The organism is Hominiventricola filiformis (assembly GCF_020686965.1).
Taxonomy (GTDB): Bacteria; Bacillota; Clostridia; order Lachnospirales; family Lachnospiraceae; genus Hominiventricola; species Hominiventricola filiformis.
In genome coordinates this window covers 1-14,516 of the sequence record NZ_JAJEPS010000016.1, presented here as the reverse complement: position 1 = coordinate 14,516, position 14,516 = coordinate 1, and the positions used below count along the sequence as shown (strand labels likewise).

At 46.5% G+C, this 14,516-nt stretch carries 16 protein-coding genes and 1 riboswitch; of the genes, 12 read left to right on the top strand and 4 right to left on the bottom strand.

Annotated elements, in window-relative coordinates; all coding sequences use genetic code 11:
- Positions 1–9: 9 nt before the first annotated feature.
- A complete protein-coding gene (gene galT / locus LKD36_RS13520) occupies positions 10–1,500 on the bottom strand; it encodes a UDP-glucose--hexose-1-phosphate uridylyltransferase (RefSeq protein WP_308459898.1) in 1,491 nt (496 codons plus the stop codon).
- 46 nt (positions 1,501–1,546) lie between these two features.
- Positions 1,547–2,722 carry a galactokinase gene (locus tag LKD36_RS13515; RefSeq protein WP_308459897.1) on the bottom strand — a complete coding sequence of 392 codons (1,176 nt, stop codon included), beginning with the start codon at positions 2,720–2,722 and terminating at the stop codon, positions 1,547–1,549.
- Positions 2,723–2,870: 148 nt separating this feature from the next.
- Here LKD36_RS13515 and LKD36_RS13510 point away from each other — a divergent pair, with 148 nt between their 5' ends.
- From LKD36_RS13510 to LKD36_RS13480, 7 genes are all read left to right on the top strand, one after another.
- Entirely contained in the window at positions 2,871–3,758 is an 888-nt protein-coding gene (locus LKD36_RS13510; protein WP_308459896.1) for an AraC family transcriptional regulator, read from the top strand.
- 100 nt (positions 3,759–3,858) lie between these two features.
- A complete protein-coding gene (locus LKD36_RS13505; protein ID WP_118769733.1) occupies positions 3,859–4,221 on the top strand; it encodes a DUF6465 family protein in 363 nt (120 codons plus the stop codon).
- A 164-nt stretch (positions 4,222–4,385) separates the two neighbouring features.
- Positions 4,386–5,165, top strand: a complete 780-nt coding sequence (locus LKD36_RS13500) for a sirohydrochlorin cobaltochelatase (RefSeq protein ID WP_431834958.1) — start codon at positions 4,386–4,388, stop codon at positions 5,163–5,165.
- A 40-nt stretch (positions 5,166–5,205) separates the two neighbouring features.
- On the top strand, positions 5,206–6,177 hold the full coding sequence (locus LKD36_RS13495) for a leucine-rich repeat protein (protein WP_308459894.1): 972 nt from the start codon (positions 5,206–5,208) through the stop codon (positions 6,175–6,177).
- Between the two features lie 17 nt (positions 6,178–6,194).
- The gene (locus tag LKD36_RS13490) at positions 6,195–7,505 is read left to right on the top strand and encodes a vWA domain-containing protein (RefSeq protein ID WP_308459893.1); all 1,311 of its coding nucleotides are present in this window, start codon (positions 6,195–6,197) and stop codon (positions 7,503–7,505) included.
- Positions 7,502–8,857 (top strand): AAA family ATPase, encoded by a 1,356-nt coding sequence (locus tag LKD36_RS13485; RefSeq protein WP_308459892.1) that lies wholly within the window; start codon positions 7,502–7,504, stop codon positions 8,855–8,857. The genes LKD36_RS13490 and LKD36_RS13485 overlap by 4 nt, the downstream gene beginning before the upstream one ends.
- A 1-nt stretch (position 8,858) precedes the next feature.
- Positions 8,859–9,191 carry a DUF1622 domain-containing protein gene (locus tag LKD36_RS13480; protein WP_308459891.1) on the top strand — a complete coding sequence of 111 codons (333 nt, stop codon included), beginning with the start codon at positions 8,859–8,861 and terminating at the stop codon, positions 9,189–9,191.
- Positions 9,192–9,269: 78 nt separating this feature from the next.
- Here LKD36_RS13480 and LKD36_RS13475 read toward each other — a convergent pair whose 3' ends face one another.
- A complete protein-coding gene (locus LKD36_RS13475) occupies positions 9,270–9,824 on the bottom strand; it encodes a folate family ECF transporter S component (protein WP_308459890.1) in 555 nt (184 codons plus the stop codon).
- Between the two features lie 118 nt (positions 9,825–9,942).
- A riboswitch (THF riboswitch) is annotated at positions 9,943–10,040 on the bottom strand.
- Between the two features lie 28 nt (positions 10,041–10,068).
- Positions 10,069–10,443, bottom strand: coding sequence for a hypothetical protein (locus LKD36_RS13470; protein WP_308459889.1), 375 nt, complete (start codon positions 10,441–10,443; stop codon positions 10,069–10,071).
- A 185-nt stretch (positions 10,444–10,628) separates the two neighbouring features.
- On the opposite strand from LKD36_RS13470, the gene fucO reads away from it, so the two are divergent.
- The 5 genes from fucO (at position 10,629) to LKD36_RS13445 (ending at position 14,429) form a co-directional block, all read left to right on the top strand.
- Positions 10,629–11,777 (top strand): lactaldehyde reductase, encoded by a 1,149-nt coding sequence (gene fucO / locus LKD36_RS13465; protein ID WP_118769739.1) that lies wholly within the window; start codon positions 10,629–10,631, stop codon positions 11,775–11,777.
- 171 nt (positions 11,778–11,948) lie between these two features.
- Positions 11,949–12,830: a ComEC/Rec2 family competence protein gene (locus tag LKD36_RS13460; RefSeq protein ID WP_308459888.1), complete on the top strand. Its 882-nt coding sequence runs from the start codon at positions 11,949–11,951 to the stop codon at positions 12,828–12,830.
- A gap of 1 nt (position 12,831) precedes the next feature.
- Complete coding sequence (locus LKD36_RS13455; RefSeq protein ID WP_308459887.1) at positions 12,832–13,539, top strand: hypothetical protein; 708 nt, start codon at positions 12,832–12,834, stop codon at positions 13,537–13,539.
- Positions 13,540–13,816: 277 nt separating this feature from the next.
- A complete protein-coding gene (locus tag LKD36_RS13450) occupies positions 13,817–13,957 on the top strand; it encodes a hypothetical protein (protein WP_308459886.1) in 141 nt (46 codons plus the stop codon).
- Positions 13,926–14,429, top strand: a complete 504-nt coding sequence (locus tag LKD36_RS13445) for a PD-(D/E)XK nuclease family transposase (protein ID WP_308459885.1) — start codon at positions 13,926–13,928, stop codon at positions 14,427–14,429. The genes LKD36_RS13450 and LKD36_RS13445 overlap by 32 nt, the downstream gene beginning before the upstream one ends.
- The last annotated feature ends 87 nt before the right edge of the window (positions 14,430–14,516 follow it).

The following is a 14,516-nucleotide window of genomic DNA, read 5'->3' as shown; positions in this document are numbered from 1 at the left end:
AACGGCAAACTATAATGTTTTTACAAACTTCAAGAAGGCTTCCCGGCCTTCTGGCGTACATTTATAGACACCAGCGTCTTCCAGTACCTGAACAAAGACTTTGCCGATCTCCTGGCGGAGAATTTCATCGATATTTTCCCCATTGATCTCCGGATAGGATGGCAGGAATTCTGCTACCCATTCTGCATGCTTCTGAAGCACTTCGTCTTTTTCCAGATCGCTGCCGGTGAGAATGGCATCTTTTAGAAGTGCCATTTCCTGTTTCAGGCGGGAAGGAAGGACAGCCAGTCCCATAACTTCGATGAGACCGATATTTTCTTTCTTGATGTGATGAAGCTTTGCATGTGGATGGTAGACTCCCAGAGGATGCTCATCCGTGGTAATATTGTTCCGGAGAGTCAGGTCCAGCTCGTAAGTGTCACCCACTTTCCTTGCAATCGGGGTAATGGTATTGTGCGGCTCTCCATCTGTACAGGCAAAGATGAAGAAATCTTCGTCTGTATAAGATCTCCAGCAGTCCAGCACATGGGTGGCAAGGTCGATGAGCCGGTTCTCGTCTTTGTGACGGATACGAAGCACTGACAAAGGCCATTTCACAATACCGGCTTCCACATCATCATAACCAGGAATGGTAACCGGAAGTTCGATAGGAGCCTTCGCCATGGCAAAGGTATAATTTCCACCCTGGAAATGATCGTGGCTTAAGATGGAACCGCCTACAATCGGAAGGTCTGCGTTGGAGCCAAGGAAATAATGGGGGAACTGTTTTACAAAATCAAACAGCTTCCGGAATGCTGCACGGTCGATCTTCATAGGCGTGTGCTGTCCGTTAAAAACGATGCAGTGTTCATTATAATATACATAAGGAGAGTACTGAAATCCCCACTGGCTGTCGTTGATGGTCAGCGGAATGATCCGGTGGTTCTCTCTGGCCGGATGGTTGACGCGGCCGGCATAGCCTTCATTTTCCATACAGAGCTGGCATTTCGGATAAGCACTTGCCTTTGCTTTTCCAGCGACTGCGATGGCTTTCGGATCTTTCTCCGGCTTTGACAGGTTGATGGTGATGTCAATGTCGCCGTAGATACTGGGCACTTTCCATTTCTGGTCTTTGCAGACCCGGTAGCGGCGGATATAGTTGCTGTCCTGAGACAGTTTGTAAAAATAGTCCGTTGCTTCCTTCGGGGAAACGGCATATTTCTCGCGGAAGGTTTCCTGAATCTGGGAAGGTCTTGGCATCAGGCAGTTCATAAGCCGGGTGTCAAAAAGATCCCGATAAGTGATGCTATCCGGAATCAATTCCCGTCTGCAGGCTTCGTCGAGAAGTCCTTCCAGAATCTCTTCCAGGGAAAGAGAAGGGATGGCGTCCGGTTCTTCGTAATCGTCTTCGTGGAACTGGTCCAGTAGAAGATTGGTAGTGTAGATTCTTTCGCAGGCCGGGGTAAGACCGGTGTCAATGCCGTACTGTACCAGAGCTGCGATCAGTTCGTATAATTTCATGATGGTTTTTCCTCCTGCCATAGACTGAATGAATACGTCAGCCGGATTAGTTCAGTGGACGGGCACCGTCTCCGATGTCTACTACGTAAAATTCTGCCGTGTGTCCGGTTTTTTCTTTATATACGCTGCCTACATTGTCGATAAAGGTATCAATGGCATCATTTTTCACAATGCTGACGGTACATCCGCCGAATCCGCCGCCGGTGATACGGGAACCATAGACACCCGGAATCTGCCATGCCAGTTCAGCAAGAATATCGGTTTCTTCGCAGGAAGTTTCATAGTCATCACGCAGAGAAATATGGGATTCATTGATCAGCTTTCCGAAGGTGACAATATCATTTGCTTTCAGTGCTTCTACTGCATGGATCGTTCTCTGGTTTTCGTAAACTGCATGTTTTGCCCGTTTCTGGCAGATGGGATCCTTAATGGCATCCTTGTGGGCTTCAAACTGCTCCTCGGTCAGATCACCAAGTGTTTTAATATCCATAACTGTCTGAAGATCCTTGAGGGCAGTCTCACTTTCCCGTCTTCTGTCATTGTAAGCAGAAGATACCAGACTGTGTTTTACCTTGCTGTTGGTGATGACAATGCGGGCATCCGGAAGTTTTACCGGTGCATATTCATAATGAAGAGTATTGGTGTCCAGGAAAATAGCACAGTCCTTTTTTCCCATGGCGGATGCAAACTGGTCCATAATACCGCAGTTCATACCATTAAAATTATTTTCGGAATACTGCCCGATGAGCGCCAGATCCACCATGGAAATGTCGAATCCAAAAGTATCACGCAGCATAATTCCAGTCAGCACTTCCAGAGAAGCAGAAGAGGAAAGTCCGCTGCCTGCCGGAATGTCTCCGTAGATGAGAATATCAGCACCTGCCGGAAGCTGGAAGCCTCTCTTTTCAAAGGTCCACATAACTCCCTTCGGATAATTCGTCCATCCGGCTTCGTCGTTCGGCACCAGATCATCAAGAGAAGTGGTGACAACACCCATCGTGTCAAAGTTCATGGAGTAGAAGCGGACAGTACGGTCCTTGCGCGGACGGATCAGCCCGTAAGTTCCGATGGTCAGTGCGCATGGAAATACATGACCGCCGTTGTAATCGGTATGTTCACCAATCAGATTGACACGTCCCGGTGCAAAATAAGCTTTCGGTTCACCTTCTGTGCCGTAGAGTTCTGCAAATTTGTCTTGTAACTGCTGCATAGTGAATTCCATAAGTAATATCCCCCTTTTTGCTGAATGATACCTCCGGTATGTCTTCTGCCCGGATGGAATCTTGACATTGTTTATAATATCAATATAATGAGAAACAGAGGACAATTCAACAAGTATATTTGCATAAAAGTGAAGGATATTGAGAAATATGCGGCTGAATATTGATAAAGAACACAAAGAACTGAAAGCCCATGGAAATTATGCATTTCCGGTGCTGGTCAGTGATGAGCGTCTTTCCTGGTTTGATACGGGAGAATTTCCCTGGCACTGGCATCCTGAGATTGAGCTGACGATTGTACTGGATGGAAACATGACCTATCTGGTCAATGATAATGAATACATACTGAGGGCAGGAGAAGGACTTTTCTGCAATACCAACGTGCTCCATTCCGGAAGACATTACGATGCGGAAGACTGCAGTTATTTATCCATTACCTTTCATCCGCGCCTTCTCTATGGCTACACATCCAGTCTCATGCAGAGTAAATATATGGAAAGAATTCTACAAAGTCCGACTCTGTCCTCCATTCATTTTACACCGGACGTTTTCTGGCAGCGGGAGATTCTGGAACGGATGGAAGAGATTCATCATTTGCGGGATAAAGAATCGGACAGCCGGGAACTGCAGATGCAGATTGCACTGATGGAAATCTGGCTCAGGATATATGAACATGCGGACTGCCCGGAAGAACCAGAGGAAAACGGCAGAGATATCGAACGCATCCGTACTCTTATGGAATATATGCAGAAACATTATGGGGAGAAGGTAACGCTGGAGGAACTGGCAGATCAGATTCATCTCTGTAAAAGTGAAAGCTGCCGTCTCTTCAAACGTTATATGAAAGAATCATTATTTGATTACCTGCTGGCTTACCGGGTGGAACGAAGTCTGGAATTATTACGGCATACGGATCTTGATGTAACCGGTATCGCGGGAAATTGCGGATTTACCAATCCCGGCTATTATGCCCGGATTTTTCGTCGAAAGATGGGATGTACACCCCTCCAGTACAGAAAAAACCGGAGGGAAAGTTGACAAATTGGTTATTTCTTCCTATAATATCTTTTGACACAAATTTAAAGACTTACAAAAGAGATACATATAGGCATAAAGCGTTATGAGGAGGAAATGAAATATGGCAAGACCGGCGAAACACACCAAGACTGCTGCAGTGAAAGCGGTAAAAGATGCTGCTGCTGAAGCAAAAGCAACTGCAGTAAAGGCACAGGAGAAAGTAGTAGCAGAAGTAAAGGAAGTTGCTAAAACTGCTGCAAAGACCACCACAAGAAAAACCTGCAAGACCAGCGTATGCGTAGAGATGAATGGATTAAGCGTTGCAGTTGCAGATATTCAGTCCGCAGTAAAGGCTGCTGTGAAAGCACAGGGACTGGAAGCTTCTGAACTGAAGATCTATGTAAATGCAAATGAGCAGGCTGCTTATTATACGGTAGATGGACAGGGTGGCGAGAGCTACAAAGTAGATCTGAAGGCTTTATAAGATCGAAGAATGAATGTGAAAGATGGGAAGAGATCGTGCATCACGGTCTCTTCTCATTTTTTGTGTGTCCAAAACGGGTGTTGCATCTTTTGGTTTCTCCATATAAAATAGGGACAGACATGTATGAAAAACGGGTAACTGCAGGAAAGGAATTCATGAATCATATGAAAAAAGGATTACTGGCAGTCAGCTTTGGAACCAGTGTAAATGAGACAAGAGAGAAAACCATTGATGCAATTGAACGGGAACTTGCAGCCGCATGTCCGGATTGCCAGCTGTACCGGGCTTGGACCAGCCGTATGATTATCCGAAAACTGAAACAGCGGGATCAGGTGCAGATTGATACGGTAAAAGAAGCTTTTGCACGGATGCTCGCAGATGGGATCACGGAAGTGATTGTTCAGCCTACCCATGTGATCAAAGGAATCGAAAATGAACAGATGATGGAGGAAATCCGCTCATTTTCAGAGCATTTCGAAAAGATCAGTGTAGGAGAACCCCTGCTTTCCAGTGAGGAAGATTTTCAGAAAGTAATCGAGGCGGTGATGGAGGAACAGGAAGATCTGGAGCCACAGGAGGCACTGCTGCTTATGGGACATGGAACGGAACATCATGTGAATCCGGTCTATGCGGCACTTGACTATATGTTCAAGGATCTGGGTTATAAAAATGTCCATGTGGGAACCGTAGAAGCTTATCCGTCATTAGAGTCAGCATTACGTCTGATCAGAGTATCCGGAGTGAAAGAGATCCGCCTGGCTCCATTCATGGTAGTAGCAGGAGACCATGCCATAAATGACATGGCAGGCGAGGAAGAGGATTCCTGGAAAAGCCGTCTGGAAGCGGAAGGATACAGCGTAAGCTGTGTGATGAAAGGCCTGGGTGAATATAGAGAAATCCAGAATCTGTATGCGGAGCATGCAAAAAATGCGAAACCACTGTAACAGGAACCAATGAACAGAGGAAAAGAGTGACAACGACGAGATGTATCTGAGAGTGAAATATGCGGAGACAGAAAATGGGATCTGCGTTCTCCGCTGCTATGGATATGAACAGACGCTGGTGATCCCGGATGAACTGATGGGGCGTCCGGTGACGGAACTGGCTCCCTATGCCTGCTCTTCATCAGATCCGGGAGACCGGTGGAAGAAATACGAGATTCAGGAGACGGTACTTCATGAAGAGGAGAAGCTGCCTGGAGAAGAACAGGAGCTTGCAGGAGAATTATTAACAGAAGTTTATCTTCCGAGACATCTGAAAAGAATCGGCGCCTATGCCTTTTATTTTTGCAGGCAATTAAAAATCCTTCATGTGCAGGGAGAACTGGAAGACATCGAGGGCGGCGCCTTTATGTGGTGCAAGGGATTGAACCGCCTGACCTTTCGAAATATTCCATGGGAAAACAAAGTCGTTTACAACGTCCTCTCAGAGTTTACACAGGAACTGGAAGCGTCGCTTTTTTTTGCGGACGGAACAACGCTTACTCTGACTTTCCCGGAGTACTATGAAGAATCCGTGGAAAATACGCCGGCCCGGATTATCGATACTCACTGGCATGGCTCCGGATATAAATATCGCCAGTGTTTCCCGGAACGAAAGCTGGATCTGGGTGGATATGACAAATTATTTCCTTATGCCGTGGCCAATGAGCTGCCGGACACCTGCCTGCAGCTGGCACTGAACCGGTTGAAATATCCCTTAAGCCTCACCGAAGAGGCAGCAGGACAGTACAGAAAATTTCTGGCAGATCATGGAAAAGAACTGGTGAAGCGTGCAGTACAGAAAGAAGATCCGGATTTGCTTGCCCTGATGGAAGAGCAAGGACTTCTAAGTGAAGAACTGACCGCATTTGCCACACCGTATGCGGCAGAGCACGGTGCCGCAGAAGTGGGCAGTTTCCTTATGGACTACCGGAGACGGCACAGCGGAAGACGGAAAAAAACATTTGAATTGTAGATAGAAAGGCGTAAGCCATGGCATACGAAATCGAGGCCGGGTTTGAAAACATCTGCAGGAAAATCCTGGAAAGCTCCAGAAATGCCCTGTATATCAATATGCGATATCTGGATGTGGCATTATCAAGCCTTGCCTGGGAGATTACCACAGACATTCCGCGCATTGGCACGGACGGATTAAAAATTGCATACGAACCCCATTATCTGGCAGATCTCTATCGGGAAAATCCCATGCTGGTGAACCGGGTGTATCTCCATATGGTGTTTCACTGCATTTTTCGGCATCTGTTCCGGCCTTGTCCGGAAGACCGGGAGCTGTGGAATCTGTCCTGTGATATGGCAGTGGAAGCGCTCATCGACGGGATGCATCACCGAAGCATCCGCATGGGCGTCCATCCGTTCCGGCGTGCAGTCTATGACGAACTGCGGAAAACTCTGAAAGTGCTGACGGCAGAAGGCATTTACCGGGAACTGAAGAAAGCGGATTACCGTCCGGAGCAGAGGGCAAGGATGGTACAGGAATTCTGTATCGATGACCATACATACTGGCCGGCTCCGCCGGAGGAGGAAGGTCCGAAGCCGCCGTCACCTCTGATGGCAAAGCTTAAGAAGCACTGGAAGGATGTCAGCGACCGGATGCAGACGGAGCTTTCTATCGGAAGAGAAGCGGGAACAGAGGACGGAGACCTGTCCGATGAACTGGCGGTGGAGAACCGGGAGCGTTATGATTACCGGACGTTTCTGAGGAAATTTGCAGTCTTAAAAGAAGAAATGCAGATCGATCCGGATTCTTTTGATTATGTATTTTACAGCTACGGTCTCCGGATGTATGGCAATATGCCGCTTATTGAACCACAGGAATGGAAAGAAACTCATAAAATTGAAGAATTCGTCATTGTAATTGACACATCCATGTCCTGCAGCGGCGATCTGGTGAGAAAATTTCTGGAGGAGACGTATCACATCCTGGCTGAGACGGAGAGTTTCTTTCGGAAAGTACATATCCGGATTCTGCAATGTGATGATGCAGTACGTGCAGATCAGCTGATTACAACAGGAGAAGAGCTGAAACAGTACATGGATCATCTGCAGCTCTATGGAGATGGAGGAACGGATTTCCGCCCCGCATTCACCTATGTGCAGCAGCTCATCGACCAGGGTGAATTTAAAAATCTGAAAGGATTATTGTATTTCACCGATGGAAAAGGAACCTTCCCGCGGAAGAGGCCGCCCTATGATGCGGCGTTCATTTTATTCAGGGAAGATTATAAGGAGGTAAGTGTTCCGCCTTGGGCAATCCGCCTGATGCTGGACGAAGAAGACTTATGAATATCAAGCGAGCAAAAGAAGAAATCAAACATACCATTGATGCATACCACCTGCGGGGAGCGGACGGAAAGTACCGGATTCCGGTGATCCGCCAGCGCCCGGTGCTGCTCATGGGACCTCCAGGTATCGGCAAGACTCAGATTATGGAGCAGGTGGCCGAAGAGTGCGGACTGCCCCTTCTTTCCTACACCATCACCCATCATACCCGCCAGAGTGCCATTGGCCTTCCTTTTATCAGGGAAAAAGAATATCAGGGAAAGATGCATTCTGTGACGGAATATACCATGAGTGAGATCATTTCCGCGGTCTATGAGAAGATGGAGGAGACAGGGCAGCAGGAAGGAATTCTCTTTATCGATGAGATCAACTGCGTGTCTGAGACACTGGCACCGACCATGCTTCAGTTTCTGCAGTGTAAGACCTTCGGTAACCAGCAGGTGCCGGAAGGATGGATCATTGTGGCAGCAGGCAACCCGCCGGAATATAACAAATCCGTCCGGGAGTTCGATATTGTTACCCTGGACCGTGTGAAGAAGATCGAGATAGAGGCAGACTATCAGGTGTGGAAAGAATTTGCCTATGAGCAGAAGATTCATGGCGCTATCATTTCGTATCTGGATATTAAACCGGACAATTTTTATCAGATCGAGACGACTGTGGACGGGAAACGTTTTGTAACGGCCAGAGGATGGCAGGATCTTTCAGAAATTTTGCAGGTTTACGAGGCACTTGATATTCCGGTAGACCAGGAAGTGGTGGGACAGTATCTCCAGCATGGCAGAATTGCCAAGGACTTTGCGGCGTATCTCGACCTCTATGCAAAATATAAGACCGATTACCAGATTGACGGTATCTTAAAAGGCGTGTGGAAACCGTCCGCCATTGAGAAACTTAAATTTGCCGCTTTCGATGAGCGGCTCAGTGTGGTGGGGCTTCTCATCAGCCGTCTGGGAGAGATCTTTTCCCAGGTACAGGCTGTGGATGAGCAGGTCACAGAAGTCTATGAGCAGCTGAAATCGAAGAAAGCGCTGGAAGGGGAACTGGATGAAGCGATCCGGGCAGATTTTGAAGCCCAGGTGAGCAGAAGAGAGCAGATGGTGGAGGAAGCTGCGGAAAATCTGGAATGCGCCTTTGATTTCTGTGAGACTGCATTCGGAGAAGGACAGGAGCTGGTAGTCTTTGTCACGGAGCTTACGATCAATCCCTACAGTTCCTGGTTTATCAGTGAAAATGGCTGCGACCGCTACTACAAATACAATAAAGGACTCTTATTCCGGGAAGGCCGGCAGGGAATCCTCGATGATATGGATGCTCTCCGTGACCGGATGGAAAGAAGAGAAGGAGGACAGTAGGATGGCGGATATTCTGAATGTACTGGAATTTTGCATGGATCATCTGGTAGAAATTGCCATTCTGATCTTTGAATTTATCGGGGTGGGAATTATTATTTTCTCTGGCCTCCGTGGATTCTGGCTGTATCTGAAACGGTCGCCGGAGACAAAGCTGACTCTGGCCAAAGGTCTGGCTATGGGTCTGGAGTTTAAGCTTGGAAGCGAGATCTTAAGAACGGTGATTGTCCGGGACTGGAAAGAGATCGGCACCGTAGCAGGAATTATCGCTTTACGTGCAGCATTGACCTTCCTCATTCACTGGGAAATCAAAGAAGAAGAAAAAGAAATGCATTAAGCATAAAGATCAAAAGAGCCGTCATCCGCTGGCAGAAGATGCCAGATGGATGGCGGCTTTTTGGGAGTTCAAATGTAATTATCTGCGGGCAGGTAATGCCACACGTACCACTTTCTGTAATGCTTCCAGAAATACATAGATGATGACGATATTTACAAAGAAGTTCATGGTACATTTAATGATTCTGGTGGTCAGAAGTACCTGAAGCGGGGTGCCGTACATCAGGTACAGCCAGGTGGATGTCAGCGTAATGCTGATAACGAATTCCACCAGTGCACAGGCAACAGCGCGGAGCTTGGTGATTTTGGAACGATACAGAATCAGTCCGCAAAGTGCGCCAACCAGAGCATAGCTTAAGGAAAATCCCGGAAAATAGGAAAATCCTCTGACAAAGCTGTTCAGCATGTCGCCAAGGAATCCAACCGTGAAGCCCATCACCGGGCCGCCCATCATACCGGCAGCAATAAATGCTAGGAATCCGATACGGATCTCAACGATAGAAGAGATCGGAATGTTGAAGAATGACAGTACCACGTACAGTGCAATGAAGAAACCACAGATACATAAATTCTGTACTTTGCACAGTTCCTGCAACTGGTATTTGAGATCCAGCGCTTCTTTTGAAATCTGCATAAAAAATACACCTCCATAGATGAAATGCAGGGGTGAAGGAACCAGTCCTTCGCTGAATGATAAGTGACTCATAAATAATATCTTTCAGGCACCACATCTGAGATGTATCCTCATATGTAGCAACGGGTGCGAATCAGACACCGTAAGCCTTTGGGCTTTTCGTCCCGTGACAACTCCCCATCCACGGGCACTTAACGCGTAAGATTCTACTTCGCTATTATTTACTTGTTTTTTATTATAGCAGTTATTCCCAATTCGTCAATGGATTAACAAAGATTTTTTCATTTTTTAACGCGGCCATGCCCTGGCTTAAATATTCTGCCAGCTGTTCCCGGCTTTCTGTGATATATTCCAGTGTCACATATTCCGGTTGAATCCGTTCCACCAGTTCCCGGACGCCAAGGGCGGTGAAAGGCTGGTGCTTATCGATGGCAAAAATATGGGTGAACAGCTGGTTCATCTGTTCCATGGGATCGTCTGACAGTATATGGGGGTGGGTATGCAGAAAATGTCCTGTATCCAGCATCAGGCCTTTCTTCTGATAATGGATACTTTCCAACAGAAGATAAGTCATCTCCGGACGCCGGAAATTCAGTCCCGGCCACCACAGATTTTCCATGAGAAGCAAGTTGGGCGCTGAGACCCACAGCCCCGACTGCGGGCATTAAAACAGGGTCATAAGATATTCCAAATCAGTATGTCAATAATATAACAAACTTATTGACTATTTGAAAAACAGGTGTATAGTAAAGATTGTGAAAGAAAAAACAATTTCACCTATCAGCAGAATGGAGGATTGAAAAGATGGCAAACAGAATCGTTTTAAATGAAACATCTTATCATGGGAAAGGAGCCATTCAGGAGATCGCAGGAGAAGTAACCCGCAGAGGCTTCCGAAAGGCATTTGTATGTTCGGGTCCGACCCTTTATAAGCATGGGGTAACCAAGAAAGTGACCGATGTACTGGAGCAGGCAGGATGTCCTTATGAGGTTTATACCAATATTAAAGAGAACCCGACCATTGAGAATGTGCAGGATGGTGTGAAAGCATACAAAGCATCCGGAGCAGACTTTATCGTAGCACTGGGAGGTGGTTCTCCTATGGATACGGCAAAGGCAATCGGAATTATCATTAATAACCCGGAGTTTGAGGATGTGAGAAGTCTGGAAGGTGTAGCACCGACCAAGAATCCGTCGGTTCCGATTATTGCAGTTCCGACCACAGCAGGTACTGCATCAGAGATTACCATTAACTATGTCATTACCGACACCGAAAAGAGAAGAAAATTCGTATGTGTCGATACCCATGATATTCCGATTGTGGCAGTGGTTGACCCGGATATGATGTCATCTATGCCGAAGGGACTGACGGCAGCAACCGGCATGGACGCGCTGACCCACGCCATTGAAGGATACATTACAAAGGCAGCATGGGAGATGACGGACATGTTTCATCTGAAAGCCATCGAGCTGATTTCTTCTTCCTTAAGAGGTGCAGTTGAGAATACACCGGAAGGCCGGGAAGGAATGGCGCTTGGCCAGTATGTTGCAGGAATGGGATTTTCCAACGTAGGACTTGGAATTGTACATTCCATGGCACATGCACTGGGAGCTGTCTATGACACTCCGCATGGTGTGGCAAATGCAATTCTGCTTCCGACGGTTATGGAATTTAACGCAGATGCTACCGGAGAGAAATACAGAGACATTGCAAAAGCAATGGGCGTTCAGGGAACAGAGACCATGAGTCAGGAAGAATACCGGAAAGCAGCCGTTGATGCGGTCCGCAAACTGGCTTCCGATGTTGGCATTCCGAAAGACCTGAAAGGAATTGCAAAAGAAGAGGATGTACGGTTCTTAAGTGAAAGTGCAGTGGCAGATGCCTGCGCACCGGGTAACCCGAAAGAGGCAACTCTGGAAGATATTGAGATGCTGTACCGCAAACTTCTGTAAAGACGTTATCCACCATTACATACTTCCTATATACGATATGGAAATGCCGCTATGCCGTTTATCAAGACGGTAAAGCGGCATTTTCATGTTTCTGGAAACTTTAGAAAATCTTAATTTGATTTATTCCGTAAATCTGATACAATAGGCGGCACAGGAGGAGCATAATTGTAAATGGAAAAGAAAAGAATAATAGCAGTGGGTATCCTTCTGGCAGCGCTGATAGCAGTGTGGCTGGGTATCCGGCAGTTTGCAGGCTCTGATGAGATAAAAAATCCGGCGCTTACGATTACGGCGCTGCCGGTAGGAAAGGCAGATGCACTGATTCTTAAGACGGATAGTTGGGCGGCCATGATTGACACTGGAGAGGAAAGGGATGGTTCCTATATTCGTGAGACACTGGAGGCGGCAGGCATTGATCACCTGAATCTTCTGCTGGTCACTCATTTTGATAAGGATCATGTGGGCAGTGCGGCAGAGCTTCTGGGAACGGTTGGCGCGGATCAGGTACTGATGCCGGATTATGAAGGAACAAGACCCGAGTATGCGGCATTTCTGTCGGCATTGGAGGCACATCCGGAGACGGAGGTACAGCGGATAACTGGAACGGAAACACTGGAAATTCCTGCAGGATCGGTGAACACATCTCTTGCGATTTATGCGGCGGATGATCCGGAAGAAATTCAGGATACGGACGGTGAATATGACAATGACATGTCTCTGGTTGCAAAAGTTATCTGTGGCGAACGGAAATTTTTATTTACCGGTGATATTGAAAAGACCAGAATCCGTCAGATGCTGGACTCTGGTGTGGACTGGACGGCGGACTGGATCAAGATGCCTCATCATGGACGTTATCAGAAGAAGGTGGAAAAACTGTTGGAAGCAGTGAATCCTTTCTATGCGGTGATCTGCGACGGGGAGGATCAGCCTGCGGAAGAAGAAACACTGGATGCTTTGAAAAAACGGCAGATAAAGGAATGGGAGACGGCCGATGGAACGGTAGTTACCATAACCGATGGAAAAAACATAAAAGTCAGACAGGAGAATGAATAATATGAAGAAAAAACAATTGGCAGTATGGATAATGACTGCGGCGTTGAGCGCAGCAATGATGACAGGATGCGGACAGAAAGATGCCGCAGAACAGACCGAAAATACCGAGCAGGCAGAAAATACAGAAGATCAGGCAGCGGGTTCTGAAGAAGCTGCTATACCGGATGAAGATATGGAAATGGACCCGGAATTTGGTGTAGATTCTGAAGAAACGTCTGCAGCTGTATTTGGAGTCATCACCGATGTAGGTGAAAATGAAATTATAGTAGATAATCAGTCCAGTGTTTCTTCAGAAGGTGAGATCATCCTGATGATTGACCCGGATCATACGTATCTTCTGGATGCATCAACCGGACTTCCAGTGGATGTGAAGGATGTACAGGCAGGAGACAGCTTTGAAGCTTATCTTGGGGATGCTATGACCATGTCCCTTCCGCCGCAGAATACACCGGATATCGTATTTGTAAATGTTCCGGAAGACATTGCCATGCCGGCCTACGCTGTGGCAGCGGAAGACCCGACAGAAACGAACGGCATCTGGACACTGAAGGCAACTGACGGAACGGTTTATGAAGTGACAGAAGATGCCCAGGTAGTGCCGTATCTCACCAAAAATATCGTGAAGATGCAGGATGTGCAGAAAGGAACCGCATGTGCCATCTGGTATGATGATCAGAATCAGGTACAGAAAGTGATGATCCTGGAGTAATGTGAAATCCCCGGCAATGAAAATTGCCGGGAGTTCTCATTAAATAATTGTTGCTTTCTTTGTAACTGTGTGTTACAATTCAAATACAAAAGTAATAAAACTATCTTATATCTTATTCTAGGAGCTCTGATCGAGCAAAATTCCCGGAGAAGGAAAAAATTAATATAGAACGGATGCGGGAAGAAGCTTCTTTCAGGGAAGGGGGATCTGTGATAAAATAGTAGAAAACAAGTTTTTCTTCTGACATCCGGGCTATGGAGTGTAAGGGGACAATAATATGAAAAAGAAGAAAAACGATGATTTTTTAATGTCACCGACAGTAGATTACTGTTTTAAAGAACTTTTGGCTTATCCGGAAGTGAGAAAGGGATTTGTGGCGGCTATTCTTGGTAAGAATCCCGAAGAAATTGAATTTTAACCTGTTTCCGGAAGATCAGGAATGCATCCGTGAAATTGCGTTTTGTGATTTGACAACAAAGCAGAAGTATACAGATTTGATGGAGATTTATGTGTTGGAACTGAAGAAACTTCCACCGGAACAAAAGAAGGAACCGCTGATTGTCAAATGGATGCGGTTTCTGTCCGCAGAAAAGAAGGAGGATTTTGAAAAAATGGCAGAAGAAGATACTTATATCAATGAAGCCTACGAAGTTCTGCAAAAATTAAGTGCTGACGAACGAAAGCGCCTGGAATACGAAGCGAGACAGAAAGCAATATTGGATTATAATTCACAAATGAGCAGTTCGAGAGAAGAAGGAATTCGAATTGGTGAAGCACGCCTTAAGGTTTTGTGTGATCATCTGTTAAATGATGGTCGTATAGAAGATCTACGGAAGGCGGTCTCCGATGAAGCGTATACGGAAAAACTGTATAAAGAATATGGACTATAATAAGAAAAATGGGGCTGTCGCACTAGCAAATATTTTTTGCTGGGCGGTAGCCCTGCTTTATGCCCAAATGGGGGCGAAATCGGTTGT

What these genes read in the sequence shown, in the direction of transcription:
- galT (WP_308459898.1), bottom strand. Translation starts at nt 1,500, where the DNA reads ATGAAATTATACGAACTGATCGCAGCTCTGGTACAGTACGGCATTGAC.
- LKD36_RS13480 (WP_308459891.1), top strand. Translation starts at nt 8,859, where the DNA reads ATGGCGGATATTCTGAATGTACTGGAATTTTGCATGGATCATCTGGTA.
- fucO (WP_118769739.1), top strand. Translation starts at nt 10,629, where the DNA reads ATGGCAAACAGAATCGTTTTAAATGAAACATCTTATCATGGGAAAGGA.
- LKD36_RS13470 (WP_308459889.1), bottom strand. Translation starts at nt 10,443, where the DNA reads ATGGAAAATCTGTGGTGGCCGGGACTGAATTTCCGGCGTCCGGAGATG.
- LKD36_RS13510 (WP_308459896.1), top strand. Translation starts at nt 2,871, where the DNA reads ATGCGGCTGAATATTGATAAAGAACACAAAGAACTGAAAGCCCATGGA.
- LKD36_RS13490 (WP_308459893.1), top strand. Translation starts at nt 6,195, where the DNA reads ATGGCATACGAAATCGAGGCCGGGTTTGAAAACATCTGCAGGAAAATC.
- LKD36_RS13475 (WP_308459890.1), bottom strand. Translation starts at nt 9,824, where the DNA reads ATGCAGATTTCAAAAGAAGCGCTGGATCTCAAATACCAGTTGCAGGAA.
- LKD36_RS13455 (WP_308459887.1), top strand. Translation starts at nt 12,832, where the DNA reads ATGAAGAAAAAACAATTGGCAGTATGGATAATGACTGCGGCGTTGAGC.
- LKD36_RS13485 (WP_308459892.1), top strand. Translation starts at nt 7,502, where the DNA reads ATGAATATCAAGCGAGCAAAAGAAGAAATCAAACATACCATTGATGCA.
- LKD36_RS13450 (WP_308459886.1), top strand. Translation starts at nt 13,817, where the DNA reads ATGAAAAAGAAGAAAAACGATGATTTTTTAATGTCACCGACAGTAGAT.
- LKD36_RS13505 (WP_118769733.1), top strand. Translation starts at nt 3,859, where the DNA reads ATGGCAAGACCGGCGAAACACACCAAGACTGCTGCAGTGAAAGCGGTA.
- LKD36_RS13500 (WP_431834958.1), top strand. Translation starts at nt 4,386, where the DNA reads ATGAAAAAAGGATTACTGGCAGTCAGCTTTGGAACCAGTGTAAATGAG.
- LKD36_RS13460 (WP_308459888.1), top strand. Translation starts at nt 11,949, where the DNA reads ATGGAAAAGAAAAGAATAATAGCAGTGGGTATCCTTCTGGCAGCGCTG.
- LKD36_RS13495 (WP_308459894.1), top strand. Translation starts at nt 5,206, where the DNA reads ATGTATCTGAGAGTGAAATATGCGGAGACAGAAAATGGGATCTGCGTT.
- LKD36_RS13515 (WP_308459897.1), bottom strand. Translation starts at nt 2,722, where the DNA reads ATGGAATTCACTATGCAGCAGTTACAAGACAAATTTGCAGAACTCTAC.